Annotated in this window: 24 protein-coding genes; 12 read left to right on the top strand and 12 right to left on the bottom strand. The window is 62.0% G+C overall.

What is annotated here, in order from left to right:
• The first annotated feature begins 95 nt into the window (after positions 1–95).
• The 6 genes from QZ266_RS00980 (at position 96) to mazG (ending at position 5693) form a co-directional block, all read left to right on the top strand.
• Complete coding sequence (locus QZ266_RS00980; RefSeq protein WP_295690812.1) at positions 96–1241, top strand: D-alanyl-D-alanine carboxypeptidase family protein; 1146 nt, start codon at positions 96–98, stop codon at positions 1239–1241.
• A 5-nt stretch (positions 1242–1246) separates the two neighbouring features.
• Positions 1247–1882 carry a dTMP kinase gene (tmk, locus tag QZ266_RS00975; protein WP_295690809.1) on the top strand — a complete coding sequence of 212 codons (636 nt, stop codon included), beginning with the start codon at positions 1247–1249 and terminating at the stop codon, positions 1880–1882.
• Positions 1879–2928: a DNA polymerase III subunit delta' gene (locus tag QZ266_RS00970; RefSeq protein WP_295690807.1), complete on the top strand. Its 1050-nt coding sequence runs from the start codon at positions 1879–1881 to the stop codon at positions 2926–2928. The genes tmk and QZ266_RS00970 overlap by 4 nt, the downstream gene beginning before the upstream one ends.
• A gap of 2 nt (positions 2929–2930) precedes the next feature.
• Positions 2931–3713 (top strand): TatD family hydrolase, encoded by a 783-nt coding sequence (locus QZ266_RS00965; protein WP_295690805.1) that lies wholly within the window; start codon positions 2931–2933, stop codon positions 3711–3713.
• Positions 3710–4561: an MBL fold metallo-hydrolase gene (locus QZ266_RS00960; RefSeq protein WP_295690803.1), complete on the top strand. Its 852-nt coding sequence runs from the start codon at positions 3710–3712 to the stop codon at positions 4559–4561. The genes QZ266_RS00965 and QZ266_RS00960 overlap by 4 nt, the downstream gene beginning before the upstream one ends.
• A 310-nt stretch (positions 4562–4871) precedes the next feature.
• On the top strand, positions 4872–5693 hold the full coding sequence (mazG, locus tag QZ266_RS00955; RefSeq protein WP_295690801.1) for a nucleoside triphosphate pyrophosphohydrolase: 822 nt from the start codon (positions 4872–4874) through the stop codon (positions 5691–5693).
• 26 nt (positions 5694–5719) lie between these two features.
• On the opposite strand, the gene hflX is transcribed toward mazG, so the two are convergent.
• The 10 genes from hflX to dusB form a co-directional block, all read right to left on the bottom strand.
• Positions 5720–7072, bottom strand: coding sequence for a GTPase HflX (gene hflX / locus QZ266_RS00950; RefSeq protein WP_295690799.1), 1353 nt, complete (start codon positions 7070–7072; stop codon positions 5720–5722).
• Positions 7069–7341: an RNA chaperone Hfq gene (hfq, locus tag QZ266_RS00945; protein WP_075189826.1), complete on the bottom strand. Its 273-nt coding sequence runs from the start codon at positions 7339–7341 to the stop codon at positions 7069–7071. The genes hflX and hfq overlap by 4 nt, the downstream gene beginning before the upstream one ends.
• A gap of 106 nt (positions 7342–7447) precedes the next feature.
• On the bottom strand, positions 7448–8293 hold the full coding sequence (locus QZ266_RS00940; RefSeq protein ID WP_295690794.1) for a D-amino-acid transaminase: 846 nt from the start codon (positions 8291–8293) through the stop codon (positions 7448–7450).
• A 9-nt stretch (positions 8294–8302) separates the two neighbouring features.
• Positions 8303–9706 carry a TrkH family potassium uptake protein gene (locus tag QZ266_RS00935; RefSeq protein ID WP_295690792.1) on the bottom strand — a complete coding sequence of 468 codons (1404 nt, stop codon included), beginning with the start codon at positions 9704–9706 and terminating at the stop codon, positions 8303–8305.
• A 3-nt stretch (positions 9707–9709) separates the two neighbouring features.
• Complete coding sequence (gene trkA, locus QZ266_RS00930) at positions 9710–11083, bottom strand: Trk system potassium transporter TrkA (RefSeq protein WP_295690788.1); 1374 nt, start codon at positions 11081–11083, stop codon at positions 9710–9712.
• 21 nt (positions 11084–11104) lie between these two features.
• The gene (locus QZ266_RS00925; protein WP_295690786.1) at positions 11105–12493 is read right to left on the bottom strand and encodes a sigma-54 dependent transcriptional regulator; all 1389 of its coding nucleotides are present in this window, start codon (positions 12491–12493) and stop codon (positions 11105–11107) included.
• 3 nt (positions 12494–12496) lie between these two features.
• A complete protein-coding gene (locus QZ266_RS00920) occupies positions 12497–14716 on the bottom strand; it encodes a PAS domain-containing sensor histidine kinase (protein ID WP_295690783.1) in 2220 nt (739 codons plus the stop codon).
• 73 nt (positions 14717–14789) lie between these two features.
• Positions 14790–16055, bottom strand: a complete 1266-nt coding sequence (locus tag QZ266_RS00915) for a response regulator (protein ID WP_295690781.1) — start codon at positions 16053–16055, stop codon at positions 14790–14792.
• Positions 16052–17101 carry an ATP-binding protein gene (locus tag QZ266_RS00910; protein WP_295690778.1) on the bottom strand — a complete coding sequence of 350 codons (1050 nt, stop codon included), beginning with the start codon at positions 17099–17101 and terminating at the stop codon, positions 16052–16054. The genes QZ266_RS00915 and QZ266_RS00910 overlap by 4 nt, the downstream gene beginning before the upstream one ends.
• Positions 17098–18096: a tRNA dihydrouridine synthase DusB gene (gene dusB, locus QZ266_RS00905; RefSeq protein ID WP_295690775.1), complete on the bottom strand. Its 999-nt coding sequence runs from the start codon at positions 18094–18096 to the stop codon at positions 17098–17100. The genes QZ266_RS00910 and dusB overlap by 4 nt, the downstream gene beginning before the upstream one ends.
• Before the next feature lie 83 nt (positions 18097–18179).
• Here dusB and QZ266_RS00900 point away from each other — a divergent pair, with 83 nt between their 5' ends.
• Together QZ266_RS00900 and QZ266_RS00895 are read left to right on the top strand one after the other, a co-directional pair.
• Positions 18180–19334: a bifunctional 2-C-methyl-D-erythritol 4-phosphate cytidylyltransferase/2-C-methyl-D-erythritol 2,4-cyclodiphosphate synthase gene (locus QZ266_RS00900; RefSeq protein WP_295690772.1), complete on the top strand. Its 1155-nt coding sequence runs from the start codon at positions 18180–18182 to the stop codon at positions 19332–19334.
• Complete coding sequence (locus QZ266_RS00895; protein WP_295690769.1) at positions 19331–19831, top strand: CinA family protein; 501 nt, start codon at positions 19331–19333, stop codon at positions 19829–19831. Before QZ266_RS00900 ends, QZ266_RS00895 begins: the two co-directional genes overlap by 4 nt.
• On the opposite strand, the gene QZ266_RS00890 is transcribed toward QZ266_RS00895, so the two are convergent.
• Positions 19799–20302 carry a type II toxin-antitoxin system RatA family toxin gene (locus tag QZ266_RS00890; protein ID WP_295690767.1) on the bottom strand — a complete coding sequence of 168 codons (504 nt, stop codon included), beginning with the start codon at positions 20300–20302 and terminating at the stop codon, positions 19799–19801. The two genes, QZ266_RS00895 and QZ266_RS00890, sit on opposite strands and share 33 nt — an antisense overlap.
• 33 nt (positions 20303–20335) lie before the next feature.
• Positions 20336–21313 carry a lipoyl synthase gene (lipA, locus tag QZ266_RS00885; RefSeq protein ID WP_295690764.1) on the bottom strand — a complete coding sequence of 326 codons (978 nt, stop codon included), beginning with the start codon at positions 21311–21313 and terminating at the stop codon, positions 20336–20338.
• A 636-nt stretch (positions 21314–21949) separates the two neighbouring features.
• Between lipA and QZ266_RS00880 the strand changes: the two genes are divergently transcribed.
• The 4 genes from QZ266_RS00880 (at position 21950) to QZ266_RS00865 (ending at position 25525) form a co-directional block, all read left to right on the top strand.
• Positions 21950–23095 carry a N(5)-(carboxyethyl)ornithine synthase gene (locus QZ266_RS00880; protein ID WP_295690761.1) on the top strand — a complete coding sequence of 382 codons (1146 nt, stop codon included), beginning with the start codon at positions 21950–21952 and terminating at the stop codon, positions 23093–23095.
• Positions 23096–23458: 363 nt separating this feature from the next.
• Positions 23459–23785: a hypothetical protein gene (locus tag QZ266_RS00875; RefSeq protein ID WP_295690759.1), complete on the top strand. Its 327-nt coding sequence runs from the start codon at positions 23459–23461 to the stop codon at positions 23783–23785.
• A 28-nt stretch (positions 23786–23813) separates the two neighbouring features.
• On the top strand, positions 23814–24503 hold the full coding sequence (locus QZ266_RS00870) for a hypothetical protein (protein ID WP_295690756.1): 690 nt from the start codon (positions 23814–23816) through the stop codon (positions 24501–24503).
• Positions 24500–25525, top strand: coding sequence for a hypothetical protein (locus QZ266_RS00865; RefSeq protein WP_295690754.1), 1026 nt, complete (start codon positions 24500–24502; stop codon positions 25523–25525). Before QZ266_RS00870 ends, QZ266_RS00865 begins: the two co-directional genes overlap by 4 nt.
• Positions 25526–25644: the final 119 nt, after the last annotated feature.

Genomic DNA, 25644 nt, shown 5'->3' with positions numbered 1-25644 from the left:
GTCGTGACCGCGACGCTGGACGTCATCGTCTTGCCGCGCTTCAATGCTTTCTTCGCCTCGAACCACTACCGATTCCGGCCAGGGAGCGTCTCGACGTGCGCGCATTTTCAGCTTTAGCCTTCTTCTTCTCGCTTGTGATCACGGCGCCCCTCCAGGCGCAGAACACTTACCAGACCGAGGCCAGTCATGCGGCCATCCTGGATGTGGAGACCGGGGAAATCCTCTACGCCCTCAATGGCGATGAGGCGATGCCGCCCGCATCCATGAGCAAGATGATGACTGTGCTGATGGTGGTTGAAGCACTTGAGGCCGGCTCCTTGTCTCTGGATGATGAATTGCCGGTTTCCGAGCATGCCTGGCGCACAGGTGGCGCCGCCTCCGGCTCCTCGACCATGTTCCTGGAGGTCAATTCGCGTGCTCGCGTCGAGGATTTGCTGCGTGGCGTGATCATCCAGTCCGGCAATGATGCCTGCATTGTTCTGGCGGAAGCCATTGGCGGGACGGAAGCGGCCTTCGCCGACATGATGACCGACCGCGCCCACGAGCTCGGTCTGACCTCCGCGAGCTTCGCCAATGCCACCGGCTGGCCGGATCCCGACCATCGTATCAGTGCCATTGATCTGGCGCGGCTGGCGCGCATCCTGATCGAGGACCATCCCGAGTATTACGGGATCTGGGCCGAGCGCGAATTCACCTATAACGGTATCCGCCAGTATAATCGCAACCCGCTCCTGGGCGTGTTTTCCGGCGCCGATGGCCTCAAGACCGGCCACACCGAGGAGAGCGGCTATGGCCTTGTGGGGTCAGCCGAACGGGATGGCGAACGCCGCATCATCGTCTTCAATGGCATGGGTTCGAACGCGGCGCGTGCGACGGAAGCCGAGCGGATGATGCGCGCTGCGCTCAGCGATTATAGTCTCTATCACCTCTTTGCCGCCGGCGATGATGTCGATCACCGGGCCGAAGTCTTCATGGGGGACAGCGACACGGTCAGCTTGCGGGTCGCCGATGATGTCACCGCCGGCCTGCACCGTCGTGCGCGTCGCGACCTGACTGTTACGGTCAGTTATGACGGACCGCTGGTTGCGCCGATCCAGGAAGGTGATGTGGTCGGCACATTGATCGTCGAGGCCCCGGACTATGAGGCTCGCGAATACGACCTCCTGGCCGCCGAGAGTGTGTCCGAGAAGGGTCTGATGGGACGGATTGGTGCGGCGATTGCCCACATGCTGCGGGGCTGAGACGCATGACCAGGGGAAAATTCATCACGCTGGAAGGCGGTGAGGGCGCAGGCAAGACCACGCTCATTCGCGGTCTGACCCACGCATTGGCCGATCTCGGCATTGTTACGCTTGTGACCCGCGAACCCGGGGGAACGCCCGGCGCAGAACTCCTGCGAGACCTGCTTCTGAATGGAGATGTCGAGCGCTGGTCCTCCCGTACCGAAGCGCTGTTGATGTATGCCGCCAGGGTTGATCATGTCGAACGCTGCATCAAGCCGGCCCTGAATCGCGGCGCCTGGGTCTTGTGCGACCGTTTCGCCGATTCCACACGCGCCTATCAGGGTGTTGGCGGTGGTCTGGGAGCTGCGGACCTGGCCGAACTCCAGCATTTCGCGCTCAACGATTTCCATGCTGACCTGACGCTGATCGTCGACCTTGAGCCGGCGATCGGTCTTGAGCGCACCATCAAGCGCGGCGAGAAGATCACCCGCTTCGAGAAATTCGACGCCGAGTATCACGAGCGCCTGCGCCAGGCCTTCCTGGATATTGCCGAGGAAGAGCCGGAGCGCTGTGTTGTTCTCGATGGCAGCCAGCCGTCCGAGGCCGTCCTGACCGCGGCCCTGGCCGCCGTGCGTACCCGTTTGTTCGCAACGGCATGAGCACGGATCCCGATATCGGGTCTGACGTTCAGCCGGGCTGTCTGCCACCGCGCGAGCGCTATGATTTGTTCGGGCATGACGCGGCAGAACAGGCATTTGCCTCGGCCTGGGAGAGCGGGCGGCTGCACCATGCCTGGATGATCACCGGACCACGCGGCGTCGGCAAAGCGAGTCTCGCCTGGCGGGCAGCGCGGCGTGTGCTGGGCGCCCGGCCGATGCCGGAAGCGGGCCCGCTCGGCGCCAGCGCCCAGGACCCGGTCTGCAAACTGATCGAGTCCCAGGCCACGCCGGATCTCCTGCTCCTGCGCCGCCCCTGGGACGACAAGCGCAAGCGTTGGCGGGCCGAAATCACGGTCGAGGAAGCCCGACGTGCGCCGCATTTCTTCGAAATGAGTTCCGGAGGCGGCGGCTGGCGCGTCTGTATCGTGGATTGCGCTGACGACATGAATAACAATGCCGCGAACGCCTTGCTGAAAACGCTGGAAGAGCCGCCGCATCGTGGCGTGCTGTTTCTCGTAACCCATACGCCGGGACGGCTTCCGGCCACGATCCGCTCTCGCTGCCGTCGCTTGAGCCTGCGCGCACCGTCGGCCGAAACGACCGCCAGCTGGCTGGAGCAAACAGGCGCGGCTCCGGACGCCGGCGCAGCGCTTGCGGCAGCGCGTCTTGCCGGTGGCGCACCGGGGCGAGCCCTGGCACTGATTTCCGGCGGCGGCGTGGCGCTGGCGGCCGAGGTCAATCTCCTCGTCGACCGGGGCGCGACCGCCAGTGATGCCGATATTCGCAAGATTGCCGAACGTCTCAGCCTGAAAGGACAGGAGGAGATGCGCGACCTGTTTTACGAGGTTCTTGCCAATGCCATTCGCGGCCAGGCCCGCGAACGCGCTGAAGCCGGTCGCGACCCAACAGCCTGGCTGGACAGTTGGCGAGACCTCAACGCGCTTGTCCGCGATGCCAACGCGCTCTATCTCGACCCGAGACAAACCATCTTGAGCGCGCTCGGCCAGGTCCGCAATGTGGCGCGCAAGGAAAAGGCCGGCGCCTGAGCATGTATATCGACAGCCACGTCAATCTGCACGGCGAGCAATTTGCCGAGGATCTCGATGCCGTCATCGATCGCGCCCGCGCGGCTGGCGTCGGCCGCATGATCACGATTTGCTGCCAGCTCTCTGATTTTGAAGCCGTTTCCGCGATTGCTGAAGCCCATGAGGATATCTGGTGCACGATCGGGGCGCATCCCCACCATGCCAAGGATCGCCCGGACATAACCGCGGACGAGCTGATCGAGATCGCAGGGCATCCCAAAGTCGTGGGAATCGGGGAGACCGGGCTCGATTTCCATTACGGATATTCACCCAGGGAAGAGCAATTCCAGTCCCTGACAGCCCATATCGATGCCGCGCGCCGAACCGATCTTCCGCTCATTCTCCACACCCGCGAAGCCGATCGGGCGATGGCGGACCTGCTGGAAGACGAAATGGGGAAGGGGGCCTTTCGCCCCTTGCTGCACTGCTATACCGGCGGGACTGAACTAGCCCATCGGGCCTCCAAACTCGGCGCCTATTTCGCAGCGTCCGGCATCATCACCTTCAAGAAGGCCGAGGATGTTCGCGCTGTGTTTCGCGATGAGGTCGCCGATGACCGGGTGATCGTCGAGACCGATTGTCCCTATCTCGCGCCGGTCCCGCACCGCGGCAGGCGTTGCGAACCGGCCTTCCTGCCGGATGTCGCCCATGGCCTGGCCCAGGTTAAGGGCTGGACCGACGAGGTGTGCGAACAGCGCACCACCGAGAATTTTTTCCGTCTGTTTGACCGGGTCCCGAGACCATGACGGGCGTTACCCGTTTGACCCTGCTGGGAACCGGTTCGTCAGGCGGCGTGCCGCGGGCCAATGGTGATTGGGGTGATTGCGATCCGGACAATCCGCGCAATCGCCGCCGTCGCTGCGCAGCCCTGATCGAGCAGGCTGCCACCGAAGCCGCGCTGGCGGACGGAGAGGCGGTCACGCGGATTGTCATCGATACCTCACCGGATTTCCGCGAACAGATGCTGTCTGCCGGCGTCCGGCGGGTCGATGGCGTGGTGATGACCCATGATCATGCAGACCAGACGCATGGAATCGATGATCTGCGCGCCTTTGCCTATCTCCAGCGCCAGAGAATTCCGGTCTGGATGGACAAGCCGACCGCTGACAGTCTCACCAACCGCTTCAGCTACACCTTCCAGGCACCGCCGGGCTCGGGATATCCACCCATCCTCGACCTCAAACCGATGCCGGCTTGCGGCGAGACCGTTACAATCGACGGCCCGGGCGGCGCGGTTGCGATCATACCTTTTGACCAGGAACATGGTCGGATTCGCTCATTGGGCTTCCGGGTTGGCGACCTGGCTTACTCGGCCGACATCAACGCTTTGCCCGATGACAGTGCTGCGATCCTTGATGGTATCCAGTGCTGGGTCGTCGATGCCTTGCGCGATGAACCGCACCCGACACATTTCAATGTCGATGATGCGCTTTCCGCGATCAAACGGATCGGCGTCCCGCAGGCGGTCCTGACCAATCTCCACATCACGCTCGATCACGCCGCGCTTGCCGCACGATTGCCGGCCGGGATTCGTCCAGCGCATGACGGCCTCACAATCGAATCCCGAAACGGGGCTGTTTTTATCCGCGATTGATGCGCAATGCCGGTCCTGCGGCTTCGTGATCTGGCCACATTTTATTTCTCATAATATTTATTATGCGCGATTTTGATGCGATACAACCGGGCCATGCGCCAAAGCTCCACCCTCCCGCAATTCACCATAACAGAACTATTTCAATCGTTTCTGGAGGCTATTGGATGTGTCATCTCATTAGAGTTTTCGTTCGCGTGGTATGAGAGGTCGGAATTTCTATCCTGCTTTAAGTATCTCCGGCGGGCTTACACTCCGGCAAATCGGACTATGGTCGGCTCAACCAGTTTCGCGTCAGCAATCGGAGCCCGACATGTCCGCGCCGTCTGAAACCCTGCCCCCGATCGACCGCCTCCTCGCAATCATGGCCAAGCTGCGCGACCCGGATGGCGGCTGCCCCTGGGATCTGGAACAGGATTTCGCGAGCATCGCGCCGTATACGATCGAGGAAGCTTATGAGGTTGCGGATGCGATCGAGCGCAAACGCCATGACGAGCTGAAGGACGAGCTTGGCGATCTCCTCCTCCAGGTCGTGTTTCACAGTCAGATGGCGCGCGAAGCCGGCCTGTTCGGATTTGATGACGTCGCACAGGCGATCAATAACAAGATGGTGCGCCGTCATCCGCATGTCTTTGGCGATGCCAGCACGCGGGACAGTGTGACCCAAACCGCCGAATGGGAGGCTATCAAGGCGGCCGAACGGAAGGCGTCGGACAAGGGTGAGAGCCTGCTCGATGATGTCCCCATCGCCCTGCCCGCGCTGAAGCGTGCGCAAAAGCTGCAAAAGCGGGCGGCGACGGTCGGCTTTGACTGGCCGACAGCGGATCGTGTCCTGGACAAGGTCGACGAGGAATTGGCCGAAGTGCGTGAAGCGATGGCGGCGGGCGATGCGGATGCGGTGGCCGAGGAAATCGGCGACCTGATCTTCGTTTGCACCAATCTGGGCCGCAAGATGAAGGTCGATGTCGAGGCGGCCACGCGCAGCGCCAACACCAAATTCGAGCGCCGGTTTCGGCATATAGAACAAACACTTGAGTCGCAGGGTCGGACAACATCCGACGCGACACTGGACGAGATGGAAGCGCTCTGGGACGACGCCAAGAAGATTGAAAAGGGCGTGGTTGACCCCGCCTGATTGTCTATCCCGGGCAGGTCCGACGGCTAGAAATCATCCTCATCCTCGACATCGCCAATCCCCTTGGGGATCGCCAGATCGGGGAATTGAGACCGGAACCGCCCTGCCTCGACCGGGTGCAAGCGGACCTGAAGAGTGCTGGCGCCTGTCTTGGTGTCCATCTTGCTCGCCAGAACATCACCATGCGCGTGGAGCCAGGCGAGCGCACGCGCGTCCTGCGGCGGAATGGTGATTTCCAGGCGCTCATTCTCTTGTGACAGAGCGCGTTCAATGGCTTCGACGAGAATTTCGACGCCTTCACCCGTCACTGCCGACAGGGCCAGCTTGATCGGCCGCCCTGCCTTGAGATTGGCCATCTGGACGGTAATCCCCAGATCCTCTCGACCATCTTCATCCAACTGGTCCGCCTTGTTCCAGGCTTCCAGCATGGCCTGTTCGTGGACCGGGCCGGCCTCTATCGCGTCGAGCACGCCTTCCACGTCCTCGATACGGCCCTCACGGTCCGGATCTGAGGAATCGATAACATGGACAAGAAGGTCCGCCTCGCGAACCTCTTCCAGCGTGGCCCGGAAGGCCGCGATGAGTTCTGTCGGCAAATCGGTAATGAATCCAACCGTATCAGACAGGAGAATTCGAGTGCCGCCGGGCAGGTCAACCGCCCTCACCGTCGGATCGAGTGTCGCGAAGGGCATATCCTGCGCAAAGACGCCCGCGCCAGTCAGCTTGTTGAAAAGCGTGGACTTTCCGGCATTCGTATAGCCGACGAGCGCGACCGTGGGAAACGGTACATCCTGGCGTTTGGACCGGTGAAGGGAGCGCGTCCGCCGGACGTCTTCAAGTTGGCGGCGCAATTTCGACATCTTCTCGCTCAGCAGGCGGCGGTCAGTCTCGATCTGCGTTTCACCCGGCCCGGCGAGGAAGCCGCCGCCGCCCCGCTGCCGCTCGAGATGCGTCCAGGTCCTGACCAGGCGCGAGCGTTCATAGGCCAGGCGGGCCAGTTCGACCTGAAGCACGCCCTCCTTGGTGCGGGCACGTTGACCGAAGATTTCCAGGATCAGACCGGTCCGGTCGACCACTTTCACATTCAGGGCTGTTTCGAGATTTCGTTGCTGGACCGGCGATAGTGCCGCGTCGATTACCGCGACATTGGCCTCAAGCTCGACAAGCAAGTCGCGCAATTCATCCAGCTTGCCGCGTCCGAAATATCGACCCGCATCGATCTTGCGGATGGGCAAAATGAAGGCGTCCCCGACGACAAGGTGGAGGGCTTCAGCCAGACCGGTGGCTTCTTCCAGGCGCGCCTCGGCGCGGCCCATCGTGTCTCGGCTGGCGGGATGAATGACAAGGGCGCGTGAAACCGGCGCCTCGCGCTCAATCAATCCGTGGCGCTCTCTTCCGCCGCATCCTCGTCCGCCTTGTCGTCTTCGAACAAGGATACCGGCGCGGCCGGCATGATGGTCGAAATGGCGTGCTTGTAGACGAGCTGCGAAAGCCCGTCCCGACGAAGCAGGACACAGAAATTGTCAAACCAGGTGACGACACCCTGCAGCTTCACACCATTGACGAGGAAGATGGTCAGGGGCGTCTTCGTTTTACGCACAGAGTTGAGGAAGACATCCTGGAGATTTTGTTTTTTATCGTGCGACATGTTGGCTCCGCATGCGTCGCTTTGATCAGCGATTCGTATCAAGGGTATACAGGCCTTGCATGAGGCTGCAACCACTTCATTTTGCATGGGAAGCTGGAGCGTGCGCTCAAGCCTCCCCCAGATAGGCCTCGCGCAGCGACAGGGTCAGTAAGCCCGGCTCTCCATTGGCGATGCTATGGTTGTCTATCGACACAACCGGGGTCACGAAGGATGTGGCGGATGTCAGAAAGGCCTCGCGCGCCTCATAGGCCTCTTGCGGGGTAAAGCCCCTCTCCTCGATTTCCAGTCCAACATCTTGAGCGCATTTGAAAATTCGAGCTCGCGTGATGCCATGCAGGATGCCGTGATCCGCTTGCCGGGTGACCAGTTTTCCGGCCTTGGTGACGATCCAGGCATTGGTCGAGCTGCCTTCCGTGATGCGCCCGTCCCGATCGACCTGCCAGGCCTCGACAGCCCCTGCTTCGTGGGCCGCCTGCTTGGCGAGGACATTTGGCAACAGGTTCACGGTTTTGATGTCACAGCGCGCCCAGCGCTGATCCGGCACCGTGACAACGGCAATTCCGCGCTCGGCTCGGGCTTCCGCCGCGGCGTGATCCAGCCGCTTGCAGGTCAGCACGATGGTCGGTTGAACCGCCTGTTTCGGGAAAGCATGGTCCCGACGCGCCTGACCGCGTGAAATCTGGAGATAGACCAGACCATTGCGAATCCGGTTCCGTCGCAGCAATTCACCAATAATGTGTTCCAGCGCAGCCCGACTCCTCGGCGTCGGTATCCGGAGCTCGCCCAGGGAGCGCTCAAGACGGTCAAAATGTCCGTCGGCGTCCATCAATTTGCCCTCGCGGACGCTCCAGACTTCATAGACGGCATCGGCAAACTGGAAACCACGGTCCTCGACATGGATCGAGGCCTCGCCGTGCGGGAGAAACCGGCCATTTACATAGGCAAAGCGCATGGTCGTTCGTTACTTCCTCTTGAACAGGGCCCAGATGGCGGCGATCGCGGCCAACACTTCCAGACGCCCGAGGATCATGGCTGAAATAAGGATCGGCTTGGCCTCGTCGGGTATCTGGCGCCAGCTGGTCAAGGCATCCGACTGATCCAGCATGGGACCGATATTGGCAAGGGCCGCCGTCATCGCAAGAAAGGCCGTCTCGAAATCAAGTCCGACCGAGGCCAGGGCAATGGTTCCGACGCCGATCGCGGCCACGAAAGCCAGGACATAGGCCCAGATGCCAACCAGAGCGCTTTCCTGAACACGACGACCGCGGAAGCTGACGGGCACAACGCTGCGCGGGTCGGACAGGACGGCCAGCTCGGCGCCCATTCGTTTCCAGAGCAAGAGGATGCGCGAGACCTTGATCCCGCCCGTCGTCGATGCCGCCGCGCCGCCGATAAGGGCCACGAAGATTGATGCGGCCAGCGCCGGAATGACCCCGCCACCGGCAGAGAATCCGCTCGTGGTCACGATGAAGGTCGCATCCAGCACATCCGAGAACGGCGTGCCTGGTCGGGCAAGGACGAAGAAGCCGCCGAGGCCGACAATGAGCGCGAATATCCCCAGAATGTCGGGATCGCGGAGGACGGACCGGTCGCGGAGGACATCCCAGAACAGGGCGATGTTCAGTGCGCCGACGAGACAGCCCATCATGACCCAGACGGTGGAGATCGGCCCGATACTCTCCAGCAGCCCGCCATCCGTCGGTGTATAGCCGCTGGTCGAAATCGCGCTCATCGACAGGACGGTGGCATTGAACAGGCCATTGCCGGCAAACAACAGGCCCAGCCAGACCAGCGAGGTGAGCACGGAATAGATGATCGCGACGCGTCTGGCGGCGAGCGGGAGATGCGAGAACACATTGTCCGAGCGCAGGGTTAGCAAGGCCGATTTGCGAATTGCCGGGACATCCCTGTCCAGCGCGGCAAAGACACCGATTGCCAGCAAGAGCGTCGCATAGCCGCCGAGCCAGCCGAGAATGGCCCGCCAGAAGATGAGGGAGCGTGGCAGATCATCCGCAGGCAGGAGCGTCGCGCCGGTCGTGGTCACCGCCGAATAGGCTTCGAAGACCGCATCGATCGGATCAAAATACCCGGTCAGCCAGAATGGCAGCGCCGCCATGGCCGGTGCCGTGATCCACGACAACAGCGCGAGGCCGAGGGCATCGAGAGCGCTGGCCCTGGATTTCAGCCCGCGCGTCGCGGTCAGGATGAAAATGCCCGGAACGAAGGCGATCAAGGCCGTCGTCCCGAACAATGGCGCGAGATGCGGTTCACCCACCGCTGCCGCCACAAATGCCGCAAACAGGGCCACGCCCGCGAACAGGACCCAGAGCGCGCCAAGCGGCCGGAGAAAGGCGACGGGCGTCATGGCCTAGAAGTATTCGAGACTGACGCGGAAGAGGTGCTCGACCTTGGGGATGAGCGCCGTATTGCAAAATAGCAGGACGCGATCATTCTCGCGGATGCGACCTTCATCGCAAGGCAGGATGACCTTGTCGCCGCGTACCACAGCGCCGAGGGCGACACCGTCGGGCAATTCCAGCTCGTCCAGGGTCTTGCCGACCAGGGGCGAGGTCGAGAGCGCGACGCCTTCCACGGCCTCTGCCTGCCCGCCGCCCAGGCTCTGCAGCCCGGTGATCCGGCCACGACGGATGTGCTGGAGAATGGTCGAGACCGTAGTTGCGCGCGGGTCGATCAGGACGTCGATATCCAGCGCGTCACGGAGGCTCTCAAAGGCCCGGTCATTGATCAGGGAGAGCGCCCGCTCGGCCCCTTCCCGCTTGGCCATGACGGCGGAAAGCATATTGACCTTGTCGTCATTGGTCACACAAACGACCAGCTCGGCCTCGCTGACGCCGGCCTCATGCATCAGGCGAGCGTCGAGCCCGTCCCCGTGCAGCACGACAGTGCGTTTCAACCGCTCCGCGGCAGCTTCAGCCCTTGCCTTGTTGGCCTCGATCAAGCGGACCTTCACGCCGCCGGCACGCTCGAGCGCCCGGGCGACATAGACGCCAATATTGCCAGCGCCGACGACAACAACGCGCCGGATCTGCTCGGCATTGCGTCCGAAAATATCGAGAATTCGGCGCACCTGGCGACTCTCGGTGACGATATAGACATCATCCCCGGCCAGGAGCGGGTCGTGAAGTTTGGGAATGAAAAGGGTCTGCTCGCGCTGCACCCCAACGACGGCCAGGCGCAGGTCCGGGAAGAGTTCCATGACCTGTTCGGTGGTCGAGCCCGCCACCGGTGAATTCTCGTCGAGACGCAGTCCGAGCAACTGGACCCGGCCGCCGGAGAAGACAGCCGTGTTGAACGCGCCCGGCGTCTCCACCCGCTGGAGTATGGCAAGACCCACTTCCAGTTCCGGCGAGATCACGACATCAACCGGCATATTCCCGGTCGAGAACAGATCGCCCCATGCCGGGTCGAGATAGTTCTGGGCGCGGACACGGGCGATCCGCATCGGCGTCTGAAAGAGCGAATGGGCGACCTGGCAGGCCACCATATTGGTTTCGTCCGAATGCGTGACGGCGACCAGCAGGTCCGCCTGCCGGGCCCCTGCGCGTTCCAGCACGTCCGGATGCGAGCCATGCCCGACGACGCCCTGGACATCGAGGTCGGTGACCACATTGTCGATCAGCTCGGTCGACCAGTCGACGACCGTGACCGCATTTCCTTCGCGGGCGAGCGCGCGGGCGATACCCACACCGACCTGTCCGGCTCCGCAGACAATCGCTTTCATGTCAGCTCCCTCCAGCCGGCGTCAGGCCGCGCCTTCGCGTTGCGGGCTGCCAACCCCGAGAGATTTGAGCTTGCGGTGCAAGGCCGAGCGCTCCATGCCAATGAAGGCCGCAGTGCGCGAGATATTGCCACCGAAACGGTCGATCTGGGCCTTGAGGTATTCACGCTCGAAATTCTCCCGGGCCTCGCGCAGTGACAGGGCAATCATCTTCTCGGAATCAAAACCGACATCCTGATTTTCCCGGGTCACGACCTCTGATGGCAGCGAATCGAGGGTGATCGGTTCTTCCATCGCGCCGGTCGCCAGGATCAGCAGGCGCTCGATATTATTGCGCAATTGACGGACATTGCCCGGCCAGCCATGGGCCTGCAAGGCCGCCATGACATCATCGCCGAACCGTCGGCGCGGCAAGCCGGCCGAATTGGTCAGGCGTTCGACGAAATGGGTGACCAGTGCGGGAATGTCTTCGCGGCGATCGGCGAGCGGCGGAACCTGTACCGGAACGACCGCCAGACGGTGGTAGAGATCCTCGCGAAACAATCCGCCCTGGATGCGGCCGGCCAGGTCCTGGGCTGTCGAGGAGATCACCCGGACATTCACCTGCACATCTGCTGCGCCACCAATCCGGCGGAAGCGCTGCTCGACGAGAAGACGCAGCAATTTGCTCTGCGTATCCTTCGGCATGTCAGCGATTTCATCGAGATAGAGCGTCCCGCCATGCGCCCGCTCAAGCAGGCCCACATGCTTGACGCTGCCATCCTCATTCTCGCGGCCGAAAAGCTCTTCTTCCACACCCTCCGGTGACATGCCCGGAGCGCTCACGGCAACAAAATCGGCTTCATTGCGCGGTGAGCTCTCGTGAATCAGGCGCGCCACCAATTCCTTGCCGGCGCCCGACGGCCCACGGATCAGCACCCGGCTATTGGTCGGTGCGACCCGATCAATCAGCTGGCGGACCTGAACAATTCCGCTGGAATCCCCGATCAACGAGCTTTGCGCCTCACTGCGAGCGCGCAGTTCGGCATTCTCCGAACGCAATCGGCTGGTTTCCAGCGCGCGCGTCACGGTCAAGAGAAGCTTGTCGCTCTTGAAGGGTTTTTCGAGAAAGTCATAAGCACCCTTCCGGATCGCCGCGACGGCGGTCTCGATCGTGCCATGACCGGAAATCACGATGACCGGCATGTTCGGGTCAATGGCCCGGAACTCGTCGAGCAATTCGATCCCGTCCAGTCGACTGCCCTGCAGCCAGACGTCGAGAATGACCAGGGACGGCTTGCGGGCCCGGATCTCGTCGAGGGCGCCATCTGCGTGAGCCGCTTCGCGGGTTTCATACCCGTCATCTTCCAGCAGCCCACCGATCAATTCACGGATATCTGCCTCATCATCCACGATCAGAATGTCGCGAGCCATGGATCAGGCCTCCTGTATGCTTTGAATGTCTTGTTCTGTCTGGTCTGCGAGCGGGAAGATCAGCCGAACGACGGCGCCGCTTCCCTCGCGGGGCACATCGAGCTCCAGCCGGCCCTTATGGTCTTCCATCACGCGTTTAACGATGGCGAGGCCAAGGCCGGTACCCTTCTCGCGGGTCGTCATATAGGGCTCGGTCAAGCGCTCCCGATTGGGAGTCGGCCAACCCAGCCCGTTGTCGCTGACCTCGATCACCGCGAACCCGTCGCGTTCGGTCAACTGGACCGAGATCGCACCCGCCTCACCGTCTTTTTCCATACGCGCTTCAACGCTTTCCGAGGCATTCTTGAGAATGTTGGCGAGCGCCTGACCTGCAAGCCGCGAGTCACACAAACCCAGGACCGGTTGATCCGGCTTGTCGAAGCGGACCTCCATCGCGGCCGAGGCCACCCGTCGCGCGAACACTGCCGATTTGGTCAATTCGCCGAGCTCGACTTCCTCGACCTTGGGCTGGGGCATGCGGGCAAAGGACGAGAATTCATCCACCATCCGGCCGATATCACTGACCTGTCGGATAATTGTTTCGGTACACCGATCAAAGGTCTCCAGATCGCTTTCGATTTCCTTGCGGTATTTGCGACGGATCCGCTCGGCTGAGAGCTGGATGGGTGTGAGCGGATTCTTGATCTCATGGGCGATGCGGCGAGCAACCTCACGCCAGGCGGCATTGCGCTGTGCAGTGACCAGGCGCGTGACATCGTCGAACGTGATGACGAGGCCAGCCTCCTCATCCATCGAGGCGCGCGCGGTGATATGGCGGATCTGTTCATCGGCCATAGTCAGGTCAATCTGGGCTTCGGCGACGGCGCCGGGGCGGCGGCGCGCTTCCGTGACCAGGTCACTCAGGGCTGGCGTGATATCATCAAGCTGCATGCCGATCTGATCATCCGAACCCGCCGACAGAATCCCGATGGCCGAGCGGTTGATCAGGGTGACCTTGTCATCCTTGTCCAGGCCAATCACGCCAGCGCGAACCCCGGCCAGAATGGCTTCGATAAAGGCCCGGCGCTGTTCGCTTTCCGCATGGCTCTCGATCAGCTCACGACGCTGGCTCCGCAATTGCCGGGTCATCCGGTTGAATGCGCGCGCCAGGGCCGCAATCTCGTCATCATCGCGCCCCATCTGGACACGCGCTTCGAGATCCCCTCGCCGCACCCGCTCCGCGGCGGCGACGAGGCGTGAAATCGGTGTGACGACCCGTGTCGCGGCGCTTAATCCCAGCCAGACCGAGCCGATCAGGATCAGAGCCGCAACCTCGAAATAGAGCAGGAAAAAAGTCTGGCGGATCGAGGTCTCCTGCTCGTCCGCCCGACGCAGGGCAACCCGCGCCTCCTCCATTTGCCGGAACAGGTCCACATTCATCGGGATCGAGGCGTAGAGAAAGGCGTCTTCATAGCCGCTGAGTTGGGTCAGGAGGCGAACCACATCCGTGCCCACAGGCGTGAATTCCGGGGTCGATACGGCGACCCCGCCCCCGCCTTCATTGGCCAGTTCGTAGAGCCGCGGCGATGGCACCACATAGGGCTCGTTTTCCTGGAAGCGGGTACGCGCCAGCAGATTGCCCCGACCGTCGACCACATAGGCTGCGGAAAAATTCTGCTGTGCCGCAAGAGCACTCAGTCCCCAGACATACTGGATCCGGCTCGAGCTGAACGCCTCGACCGCATCCGGCTGGTTGAGCGCCTCCACCATCGCGCTCAACCGGTTGCCGGCCGCGTTGACCTCGCGCTCATAGATTTCGCCCGCCACGATGGCAGTCCCGTCGACGACCGTCGCAATCCGCTCTCCGAACCAATAGTCGACGCCGCGATTGAGGACGGCCCCCAGAAAGAGCGCGGCGAGGACGGCCGGCGCTGCCGCAGCGAGGGAGAACAAGGCAACAAAGCGCAGGTGCAGACGCGGCGTCGGTTCGCCAAACCGGCGCGCCCTCACCCGGCGGACAAAGCGGACAACCACCACACCGCCAAGACCGAGGATCAGAACCGCATTGCCGACCAGAAGCGCCATCGCATTGCGATCATTCAGGCGCATGAGCCCGTTATCGCCCAGCAATCCGGTCGCGGCGATGGTGAGCAGGATCGCAGATGTGACGAAGCCGATGCCGAAAAGTGCGGCGGATCGCGGTGAGATGTTCCGGATCAGGGGCTTCGATAGAGTGTTCGGCAAGTGTGAGCTCACATGTTGCAGAACGGCATCATTACCCTGTTGTTGCAAATAATCAACACCCGTGCTGCACAGGTCACATATCGTCCGGATCGCCTTCCAGCTCAGCCAATCGCCGGGCCAGGGTATTGCGGTTCAGGCCCAAAATCTCTGCCGCCCGGGAGCGGTTTCCGCCGCATCGATCCAGCGCCTGGCTGAAAAGCGCACGGTCAACGGCGTCGATTGCAACATTGCGGGCATTCTTCCGGCTCAGTGAGAGGGCCGCGATCGCATTGGCATGGACATCAAGGTCCTCGCGCGAATCCCCGGCATCAGCCGAAAACGCCACCAGCACATCATCGAGACCGGCAACCCGACCCCGCGTGGCAAGCGACAGCCGCGACAATACCGATCGCAACTCGACGACATTCCCGGTCCATGCCGAGCCCTGAAGGTATTGGACCGCTTCTTTCGAGAGCCGGACCCGGTCCTGTTTGTCGCGCCGGGCAAATTGGGCGAGGAACGCTTCGCACAAGGCCGGGATGTCGCTGCGGCGCTCCCGCAAGGGCGGCACGGCGATGACGCACTCCGACAGGCGCGCAACCAGTCGTGTGTCCAGTCCGGCGTCCGGTGAATGGGAGGCCGTGGCGATGACGCGACCAATCCCGGCATCCAGCGCGTCGCGGGCTGCGCGTTGCTGTTCGGCATTCCACTCTTCAAGGCGCAGCCAGACCACCTGGCGGGCGGCCTTGGTCGAACCGAAAACCTCTGTGGCGGTGTTTGATGGTGTCACGACGACGGCGTCATCAGCGGAAATGCCGCGTGCCCGAAGCAGGGCCTCGGCGGCCTGGCGTTTTCCCACCCCGGGTTCGCCCATGATCATCACATGCGCCTGGCTGGTGGCGGCGCGGGCGATCGCCTTGAAAGCCGACTGCATGGCGGCGGACTGGCCAATAAAGCCGGTGGGCTCATCGGCCGCTTTCGAGCGCCCGGTCTTGGCCTCATCGCCCAGGGCAGCACCAACGGCCGCGATCATGTCGTCGAGATCAAAAGGCTTCGGCAAATATTCGAACACGCCGCCCTTGGCCGCATTGATTGCCGTCGAGGCCGTCGCCTGCGCGCTCATCACAATGACCGGCATTTGCGGACGCAGACGCGCGACAAGGCCCAGATTCTCGAGGAAGTTCGAGCCGTCCAGAAGCACATCGGCCAGCAGGAGATCGCCTTCACCATTGCGGATCCAGTTCAGCGCCGTGTCCGGCGAGGCGGTCGCCCGGACCTGGTATCCCGCTGACCCCAGTGCGCGTGACAGGATGAGTTTCAGGCTTTCATCGTCTTCCAGCAGCAGAATTCTGGCGCTCACTTTGGATCCTTCCGGGCAATCGGCAATCGAATATTGAAGACGGTCCGGCCCGCCTGGCTTTCGAAATCAATCTGACCCTCATGCAGAGCCGCAATCCGGGCTGAGAAGGCCAGTCCGAGCCCCTCACCTGCCGGCTTTGTGGTCACGAAGGGGGTGAAGATACCCGATCCCAGCGTTTCGGGAATACCCGGACCATTATCACGGACTGACAGGACGAGTGGCGTCGGATTGCCGCCCGTTCGGCTCTTGGGGCCGGCATCAAAACGGGTTTCTACCACGATTTCCGCCGATGGATCTGTACGAACGGCATCGAAGGCATTCTGCAGCAAATTGAGCACGGCCTGCATCAACAGGTCCGGATCGCCGGCGATCACTGGCAGGGACGGATCGAAATTATCGCGCATGACGCCCCGCGTCGCTGTATCGGCGCGGTGCAGACTGTCCATGGCACTGACGGCCAACAGATTGAGATTGATCTCAGATCGCGGTCCGAGCTGGATATCACCAACCCGGCTCCAATGATCCGCCAGGCGCGTGATCCGGTCGACATCCTGGATGATCAGGCGGGCCAGGTCGCGAGCCCCTTCCATGTCGGTTTCGCGCCGGATGAGCTGCGCCGCGCCGCGGACACTGGCGAGGGGGTTCTTGAGCTCGTGTGCCAGCATTCGGCCAAAACCCAGCGCGGGCGCTTCGGACGCCTTGGCGCCCACCTCCTGGTGCGGCAGGACAGACAGGATCAGCTGTTCATGCTCGTCTGACCAGCGCGCATGAACGTCAAAGGGCCCGTCCCCGCCCAGCATCCGGCCGAGCGCCACCACAGTACGGCGAGTGCCGCAGGCCTGTTCGATAATGTCGGCAAGATGAGCGCAGGCCGGGGACAGGATCCCGAAACGACCCTTGCGCATGTGCCGGATCGACAATCCCAGCCATTCTTCTGCCTGGGTATTGGCCCACACACAGCGCGCCTCGGCACAAAAGACCAGGATCGGGATGGCCGCCTGGTCCGCCGCCAGATGGGCCGAGCCCGGGGGATCAAGCGTCGTCATGCGACCGCACGCCCGTCAAGCTGGCGCAGGCCATCGAGTGCGGCATGGACGTCGGATGCCTCATCCGAGCGGCACAGGCTGGCGCGCTGGGCACGGACCCAGTCGCGATCCCCGGAGCCACATTCGACATCACAAAAGCTGGCAAAATGCTTGCGCATCATGCGGCTACCCAAGTGGGGACCATAATGGGCGAGACTGTCTTCGAACTGATCCGACAGGGCGGTGATCTTGTCAGTCCAGCGGGTTTCAAGCGGCGGCAGACCGGCGAGTTCACGGCCGATTTCGCCGACCAGCCAGGGCCGCCCCTGGGCGGCACGGCCGATCATCACGGCATGCGCGCCGGACTGCTCCAGGGCGTCACGGGCATGGGTGACGGTGTGGATGTCACCATTGACCACGACCGGGATATCCACGGCCTCCACCACCGCCCTCACGGCGGACCAGTCGGCCTCGCCCTTGTAGAATTGCTGGCGGGTTCGACCATGCACGGTGACGAGGCGGATTCCGGCGTCCCGGGCCCGGCGGGCGAGGTCGGGCGCATTGAGACTGTCATGATCCCAGCCCAGGCGCATTTTCAGCGTGACCGGCTTGCTGGTCCCGGCGACCGTGGCTTCGATCAGGGTGAGCGCATGGTCGAGATCGCGCATCAAGGCCGAGCCGGACAGGCCCTTGGTCACCTGGCGGGCCGGACAACCCATATTGATATCAATCACTTCCGCGCCGGCATCCTCGGCAATTCGGGCCCCTTCGGACATCCAGCGGGCTTCGCGGCCGGCGAGCTGGATCACGCAGGGCTTGAGGGAGGCGTCCAGTGCGGCCTTGCGGATCATGTCCCGGCGACCGGCAGCGAGGGCATCTGAGGCGACCATTTCGGACACGACCATGCCGGCCCCAAACCGTTGGGCCTGGCGACGGAAAGGCAGGTCTGTCACCCCGGACATGGGTGCAAGTATGGCCGGGATTTCAATGCTGTGCGTGTCGATCGAGAAGCGCATGCGGCTGGACAAATCCTCGGTGTGCGTCGTATGGCCGAAGGCTAGCGAGTATGCTGCGCTGCGGCAATCCACGAGGCCTGTAGATGAAGATCGCTGCTGTCATTGTCGCTGCCGGACGCGGTGAACGCGCGGGCGGCGGTGTGCCCAAACAGTATCGCGACCTGGCCGGAAAGCGCGTGCTCGCACGATGTGTTCATCGTCTGCATCAATGTGGTGTCTTCATGCGCATCATTGTCGTGGTCAACCCGCTTGATCGTGACCACATCGACGCGGTCGAGGGCGAACTCGGTTTCAGATTGGATACGATCCCCGGCGGGGCCACCCGGACCGCCTCGGTCCGCGCCGGCCTCGAAGCGGCGTCCGAAACCGGTGCCGAAGCGGTTTTCATTCATGACGCCGCCCGCCCCTTCGTTTCGCCCGCGCTCATCGATCGCCTCGTCGACGCGCTCGAGCGCCATCAGGCGGTCATCCCGGCCCTGCCCGTCAGCGATGCGCTTCTTCGTGTCGGTGATGGTGGCGCGATGGGTGAACCGGTATCGCGGGACGGTCTCCAGGCCGCGCAGACGCCGCAGGCTTTCCACCTTGCGTCGCTGCTCGACGCCTATGCGCAACTCGGCGGGACCGCCCTGCCCGATGATGCGGCAGTCGTCCGCGCGGCGGGCGGTGAGGTTGCGCTGGTGGCCGGTGAGGCGGAGAATTTCAAACTGACCACGCCGGAGGATTTCATCCGCGCGGAAAGGATGTTGATGAGCGAGGCGATCACCGTCACCGGACAGGGGTTTGACGTTCACCGGCTGGAGACGGCGGAGGTGATGTGGCTGTGCGGGATCGAGATCCGCGCCGGGCTGGGCCTGGTCGGACATTCCGATGCCGATGCCGGTCTGCATGCGCTCACCGATGCCATTCTCGGTGCGGCCGGGGCTGGCGATATCGGCGAGCATTTCCCGCCTTCCGACCCGCAATGGAAGGGCGCCCGCTCGGATGCCTTCCTGCTGCACGCGATCAAACGCCTGCACGAGGCCGGCGGCGAGCTCGTCCATGCCGACATCACCCTGATCGCCGAGCGGCCCAAGATCGGCCCCCATCGCGACGCCATGCGGACGCGGGTGGCGTCGCTGCTGGGCCTGCCGGAAAAGCGGGTCAATATCGCGGCGACCACCACGGAAAAACTCGGCTTTACCGGGCGCGGCGAAGGCCTCGCAGCCCAGGCCATCATCACAGCGAGACTGACCCCATGATCTTCACCCATTCCCTGATCGACCAGGCCGAAACCCTCATCGACCGGGCGCGAACGGCCGGCGTGATGCTTGCGACGGCGGAAAGCTGTACGGGCGGGCTGGTCAGCGCGCTCCTGACCGAGATTCCGGGCTCTTCCGATGTCGTCGATCGTGGTTTCGTGACCTATTCCAACGCCGCCAAGACCGAGATGCTGGGCATTCCGGCCCGCGTGATCGAGGCCAATGGCGCGGTCTCGGTCGAGGTGGCCCGGCGCATGGCCGAAGAAGCCCTGCTGCGCTCGAACGCCGACATCACGGTGTCGATCACGGGCATTGCCGGTCCGGGCGGATCCGAGCACAAACCGGCCGGCCTGGTGCATTTCGCCATGGCCCGGCGTGACGGGGCGACGAAGACCCATGTCTGCCGATTCGGCGATCGCGGCCGCGATGCGGTCCGCCTGGCCAGTGTCGCCACGGCGCTCGATCTATTGGCCGAGGGCGTTGATCTCTTCGGTTAGGTCCAGGGCGGGATCGCCGGTGGCCTCGTAACGACGCTTGGCCTCGGCGGAGAATTTCTCGATCAGAATGCGGCCGGCGCGCTCGCGATTGCTCTCCAGCAACATTTGCAGGATGGCATTCCTGAATTCGGCCCGGATCGAGAAATCGACCAGGCAGGACCCGTCCGACAGGGCGATAAACCGCCAGTTATTCTCCAGCACGCGGAACGGCCCGGCAACAAAGCTGACCACGATCGTGTGCGCTCGGGCATCGGCCGTGGCCCGCGAGGTGAAGCGTTCGGTGACGAATTTATAGCGCACGCGCGCTTCGGCCGTCATGTGCCGGACCTCACCCTCCTCACGCTCGTCCAGCAGGCGCATGGCGGTAATCTGGGGAATGAATTCGGGATAGCGCCGGACATCGCTGACCAGCGCGAACAGGTCTTCGGGCGCATGGAAGAGGCGCAGGCGTTCGCGGACTTCTACGACCATTTTCGCGCCTGCTCCTGGACCGGCCTTCTGAAACTAGCCGCGTACCATCATCTGCTCGCGGGCGGCGCGCAGCTTGGCGAAATCATCCCCGGCATGGTGGCTCGAGCGGGTCAGCGGCGTGGCCGAGACCATCAAAAAGCCCTTGGCCCGCGCGATCGTCTCATAGGCCTTGAACTCGTCGGGATGCACGAAGCGGTCGACCGCGGCATGCTTGCGGGTCGGCTGGAGATACTGGCCGATGGTGAGAAAATCGATGCCGGCGGAGCGCATGTCGTCCATCACCTGCATCACTTCTTCCTTGCTCTCACCCAGACCGACCATGATGCCGGACTTGGTGAATTGCGCCGGGTCGCGATCCTTCACGCGCTCCAGGAGCCGCAGGGAATGATAATAGCGCGCGCCCGGGCGAATGGAGAGATAGAGCCGCGGTACCGTCTCCAGATTATGGTTGAAGACGTCCGGCTTGGCATCGATCACCGCTTCGGCGGCGCCGGGCTTGCGCAGGAAGTCCGGGGTCAGGATCTCGATCGTGGTCTTCGGCGTCGCGGCGCGGATCGCCTCGATCACATCAACAAAATGCTGCGCCCCGCCATCATCGAGATCATCCCGGTCCACCGAGGTGATCACGACATGATTGAGCCCCATCTGCGCGACGGCCTCGGCCACACGGCGCGGCTCGTCCGTGTCGACTGCGGCCGGCAGGCCGGTCTTGACGTTGCAGAAGGAACAGGCGCGGGTGCAGGTATCGCCCAGGATCATGAACGTGGCGTGCTTTTGCTCCCAGCACTCACCGATATTGGGACAGCCCGCCTCCTCGCACACCGTCACCAGACCGCCATCCTTGACGATTTTCTGGGTCTCGGAAAACGTCTTGCCGAGCGGCGCCTTGACCCGGATCCAGTCCGGCTTGCGAAGCACCGGCGTATCCGCCCGCTTCTGCTTCTCCGGATGCCGGGCCGCGCGCGCGTCAGAGGCGGCAGAGCGGGTGGTGTTATCGATCAGATTGGCCATGAAGGCGATGTATGACGACAGGCGCGATGTGGCAAGGTTGGGGGCTGTTTGGAGTTGAGGGTGTCACGGCAGCCGGCACGTTCCATCTCCTTGGGGAGAGGGTGTCGCGGAGCGACGGATGAGGGGGCCAGCGACAGGCACCAGGATTTTCCGGCTTATCCGGCCCCCGACCTCGTTCCCAAGGCAGAGGGAAAGACGCGCCGCTCTTTTCTTCCCCACTTGTGGGGAAGTGGGCCGGCGCGCAGCGTCGGGTCGATAGGGCCGAGCGTTAGCGAGGAGGTGCGTGGCACTCCGCCTGCGGCGGCGCCTCCGTCTCGCCCTGACGGGCGATCCACCTCCCCACCTTGTGGGGCGGAAACGACGATGCCCCTCCCCGGGCCTTCGGCCTGGCTGGCGCTGAAATCCGTATTCATTGGCTATTGCCGGGATTGTGGCGTAGCACTGGCACGCTTGTCGTTGACACGCCCAACTCATCGCCACTGCAGCCACACCCATCATTGCTCGCGGATTGAGCGCCTTGCGCTCGCGACCGGCGGCGGATGAGGCGTGCACCTTCATGCCGTCCGTCGTCGGGACCTTCCGGATCCCGGACAATCATCCTGACCCCGGACGGCTTCCCCGCAAAAAGGCACCAAAATGAGCAAACTGACCTTCGGAGTCATCGGGACTTCCAACAAGCCGGATGAACAACGCCTGCCCATTCACCCCGATCACCTGGCGCGCATACCGCAAGACGATCGCCAGCATCTGATCTTTGAAGAAGGCTATGGTGCGCCCTTTGACATTTCGGACTCACAGATTGCCGCGCAGACGGGCGGCGTTGCGCCGCGCGCTGATCTGCTGGCAGAGATCGGCAATGTGATCATTGCCAAGCCCACACAGTCTGATCTGCAGGGGCTGCGTGAAAACGGTATCCTGTGGGGCTATCCCCATTGTGCCCAACAGCGTGCCATCACCCAGGCTGCGATTGACCGGCACCTTACCCTGATTGCCTTCGAGGACATGTTTGTCTGGGGGCCGTCCGGTCAGGTCGGGCGTCACACATTCTACAAGAATAATGAAATGGCCGGCTATTGTGCGGTCCTGCATGCCCTGCGCCTGAAGGGGATAGACGGGCATTACGGCAATCAGCGCAAGGCGATCATCTTCAGCTTCGGGGCCGTCAGCCGCGGCGCGATCTATGCGCTGAAAGCGCATGGTTTTCGCGACATCACCATTTGTATCCAACGCCCCGATCACGAGGTGCGAGAAGAGGTACTCGACTGTCACTATGTGAGATTGCGCGAAGGCGGCGCGGGCGAAGCGCGCATGATGGTGATCGAACATGACGGGTCCGAACGCCCCCTCTCGGCCCTGATCGGCGAGGCCGATATCATCGTGAACGGGCTGCTGCAGAATACCGGTCACCCGACCATGTTCGTCACCGAGGCGGAAAAGGACGATATCAGACCCCGTAGCCTGATCATCGATGTCAGCTGCGATGAGGGTATGGGGTTTTACTTCGCCCGGCCGACCAGCTTCAGCGCGCCGATGATCCGGGTCGGCAAAGCGGATTATTACGCAGTTGATCACACCCCCAGCTATCTCTGGGAAAGCGCCACACGCTCGATTTCCGCTGCCCTGGTGGTGCACTTGCCCGTAGTGATTGGCGGGCGTGATGAATGGGCCGGGAGCGAGACCATCCGCCGGGCGGTGAATGTGGATGCCGGCATCGTGGTGAAGCCCGCCATCCTGTCATTCCAGAACCGCGATCCGGACTACCCGCACGCGGCTGTCGCCTAGTCGGGCGGGTACAAGCCCCTCCGTCTCGCCCTGACGGACGATCCACCTCCCGACGGTGTGGGGAGGAAAGTTCACCCAGGCTTGCCTTCCGGCCAGCATCGCTATCCTAAAAGCTGCCGATCACAAGTTATCATTGTAATCTCAGCCGTGCCCACCTATATAGCGAGCAGGCCATTACTTGCGCTTCTGGAAGAAGCGCTGGTCATTTGCGACCTGGCGGCCAAATCGAACAATTTAACTAGCGCTCTGGCTCCGGTATTTCGGCGTCGTTGAGGCCCCTGCGCGCGCCTGCGGCGTCGTTGAGGCCCGTGCGCGCACCTGCGGCTTGGTTGGATCCGATAGTCTGACGATGGGAGAACGCGCTTGGACAAAAGGGTCAACAAGAACCTGGTTGCCTTCCAGTTTTCCTTCGTCATTGACGACATTGAAAAGCGGTTTCCTGCTGGAACATACACGGTCGAAACCGAAGAGGAGACGATCCTCGGATCGTCGTTTCAGGCCTATCGGCACATCGAGACGATCCTTGTGAAACGTCCCCCAAAAGGAAAGCCGGGCCTTTCCCATTATTGGTCCGTGGATCACGAGGCCTTGGCGCGAGCGATCGAAGCAGACTCCGATCGTTTCCACGAATTTGGGCGCTCCGCCGGCAGCGCTCGAACAACCTCAAACAAGGAAACAGGGAGTGAATAGCTATTGCAACTTTCTGTGGAGCTCCATCATGAATAAGATCGCCAGGGTCACATCTGCAACGCTGCTACTGCTCGCATCGGCTGCTTCCGCCTCAGCGCAAACGACAATAACCACGCCCGTTCCTGACAACGCCACCCAACAAAACTACGGTCAGGGCTGGTCCTGTGACATCGGGTACCGAGAAACTGCCGACACATGTGTGGCCGTGGTTGCTCCGACAAATGCCTATCTCAATGACAGGCGTTTTGGCACCGGCTGGGACTGCCATCGCGGGTTCGAGGTCATGAATGGAGAGTGTCGAGAAATCGCCCTTCCTGCGAATGCCTACCTAAAGGAAAATGGCTGGAGCTGGGAGTGTGAGCGCGGTTTCGCAAGAGAGCGCGGTTTTGCAACAGAGAGCGACACCTGTCTGCAGATTGATGTCCCGATAAACGGATACCTGTCTAGAAGCACTTATGGAGATGGGTGGGCGTGCTCACGTGGATACCGAAAAATCCGCAATGAGTGTTCGGCGATTGATGTGCCCGAAAACGGCTATCTTACGGATATGTCACATGGAACTGGGTGGGAGTGTCTACGAGGATTCTCCGCTCGCGCATCGGAATGCGTAGCGGTCATTGTTCCCGAAAATGCTCATTTGACAAACTCGGGTGATGGTTGGCGTTGCAATCCCCTTTTTGAAGAACTGTCCGGTCGATGCGTTAGCGAAAACCGATGAAAACTCGCAGGAGAAACCTTCAGCCATCCGCAACGCAATTTGGTGGAATAGAAGTAGTAACAACCGTCAATACGGGCATGCGAGAGAGCGGTTTCGGCACCGTCGATACTTGCCGGGGCATCGCAGATATTCTCGGCGATAAGCATTCAGCTGTTCGGTTCAATCTCGTTGCGTCGAAGAGCGACCTCCGGAACATCGTTGATAGACGCCCTGATCTGGTAATCCTTTGCGTCAAATACATTATTGACGATCTCAGCGGCGAGCCAATTTGGCTGTCTGACTTCTTCGATCGCAATGACGTTTTTCACTCAGGGTCAGACATCAAGACATTGGACTTTGATTCCAACAAGAGCGTCGCGAAAACATTCCTTCGAAACAAAGGCATCGCAACGGCTGATTTTTTTCTCGCGCGCCCTGAACAGTATAGCGCCGAACGTGGGTTGCCGCTCGCGTTTCCTCTCTTCGTAAAACCTCTGGACGCAGCAAACGGGAATGGCATCGATGACAGTTCAATTGTTCATGATTTTCCCAGCCTCGAGGCGAAAATTCGTTCCGTCGTTCAAAGCTTTGGTCGTGTGGCCCTTGTTGAACGGGTCCTAACGGGAAGAGAATTTACGGTCGCCATTCTCGCCAAGGGTGCCCATCAGCCGCCGCGTGTAATGCCTGTAGAAATTATTGCCCAGCCCAACCAGCATGGGGACAGAATCCTGGGCGCCAGGGCGAAAGCGGAGAATCAGGAGGTTCTTCAAGTTGTCCACGGGGATCTTCGGACTCTAGTTGCAGAGTTTGCGTTGCGCTCGTTTATTGCTCTGGGCGCACGAGATTACGGGCGGATCGATATTAAGATGGACTCGCGAGGCATGCCTCACTTTCTGGAGGCCAATCTGGTTCCGGGAATGACGAGAGACAGCAGCTATTATCCAGAAGCATGCCGGATTGATGCAGATCTGTCTTATGGGGAGGTGGTTCTGGAAATGTTTAATCTGGCGATGGAACGAAAGGCCGTTCCCGCGCTCGTTTAGCCGTCTCGCTCTCGGACTACGGACCACTTTACGGGCGGCAGTCCAGAGACACATTCATGCGGCCAGCATCCCATAGGTCTTATCCGGCACCCAGAGAACCAGTCGAATGCGCCATCTGA

The sequence above is a fragment of the uncultured Maricaulis sp. genome (genome assembly GCF_905480005.1).
Taxonomy (GTDB): Bacteria; Pseudomonadota; Alphaproteobacteria; order Caulobacterales; family Maricaulaceae; genus Maricaulis.
Note: the sequence above shows the minus strand (reverse complement) of the source record. Positions and strands in the feature narration are given on the sequence as shown.

What these genes read in the sequence shown, in the direction of transcription:
- trkA (WP_295690788.1), bottom strand. Translation starts at nt 11,083, where the DNA reads ATGAAAGCGATTGTCTGCGGAGCCGGACAGGTCGGTGTGGGTATCGCC.
- QZ266_RS00895 (WP_295690769.1), top strand. Translation starts at nt 19,331, where the DNA reads ATGATCTTCACCCATTCCCTGATCGACCAGGCCGAAACCCTCATCGAC.
- QZ266_RS00870 (WP_295690756.1), top strand. Translation starts at nt 23,814, where the DNA reads ATGAATAAGATCGCCAGGGTCACATCTGCAACGCTGCTACTGCTCGCA.
- dusB (WP_295690775.1), bottom strand. Translation starts at nt 18,096, where the DNA reads ATGCGCTTCTCGATCGACACGCACAGCATTGAAATCCCGGCCATACTT.
- QZ266_RS00940 (WP_295690794.1), bottom strand. Translation starts at nt 8,293, where the DNA reads ATGCGCTTTGCCTATGTAAATGGCCGGTTTCTCCCGCACGGCGAGGCC.
- lipA (WP_295690764.1), bottom strand. Translation starts at nt 21,313, where the DNA reads ATGGCCAATCTGATCGATAACACCACCCGCTCTGCCGCCTCTGACGCG.
- tmk (WP_295690809.1), top strand. Translation starts at nt 1,247, where the DNA reads ATGACCAGGGGAAAATTCATCACGCTGGAAGGCGGTGAGGGCGCAGGC.
- QZ266_RS00965 (WP_295690805.1), top strand. Translation starts at nt 2,931, where the DNA reads ATGTATATCGACAGCCACGTCAATCTGCACGGCGAGCAATTTGCCGAG.
- QZ266_RS00960 (WP_295690803.1), top strand. Translation starts at nt 3,710, where the DNA reads ATGACGGGCGTTACCCGTTTGACCCTGCTGGGAACCGGTTCGTCAGGC.
- hfq (WP_075189826.1), bottom strand. Translation starts at nt 7,341, where the DNA reads ATGTCGCACGATAAAAAACAAAATCTCCAGGATGTCTTCCTCAACTCT.
- QZ266_RS00970 (WP_295690807.1), top strand. Translation starts at nt 1,879, where the DNA reads ATGAGCACGGATCCCGATATCGGGTCTGACGTTCAGCCGGGCTGTCTG.
- mazG (WP_295690801.1), top strand. Translation starts at nt 4,872, where the DNA reads ATGTCCGCGCCGTCTGAAACCCTGCCCCCGATCGACCGCCTCCTCGCA.
- QZ266_RS00890 (WP_295690767.1), bottom strand. Translation starts at nt 20,302, where the DNA reads ATGGTCGTAGAAGTCCGCGAACGCCTGCGCCTCTTCCATGCGCCCGAA.
- QZ266_RS00865 (WP_295690754.1), top strand. Translation starts at nt 24,500, where the DNA reads ATGAAAACTCGCAGGAGAAACCTTCAGCCATCCGCAACGCAATTTGGT.
- QZ266_RS00925 (WP_295690786.1), bottom strand. Translation starts at nt 12,493, where the DNA reads ATGGCTCGCGACATTCTGATCGTGGATGATGAGGCAGATATCCGTGAA.
- QZ266_RS00900 (WP_295690772.1), top strand. Translation starts at nt 18,180, where the DNA reads ATGAAGATCGCTGCTGTCATTGTCGCTGCCGGACGCGGTGAACGCGCG.
- QZ266_RS00935 (WP_295690792.1), bottom strand. Translation starts at nt 9,706, where the DNA reads ATGACGCCCGTCGCCTTTCTCCGGCCGCTTGGCGCGCTCTGGGTCCTG.
- QZ266_RS00880 (WP_295690761.1), top strand. Translation starts at nt 21,950, where the DNA reads ATGAGCAAACTGACCTTCGGAGTCATCGGGACTTCCAACAAGCCGGAT.
- QZ266_RS00910 (WP_295690778.1), bottom strand. Translation starts at nt 17,101, where the DNA reads ATGACGACGCTTGATCCCCCGGGCTCGGCCCATCTGGCGGCGGACCAG.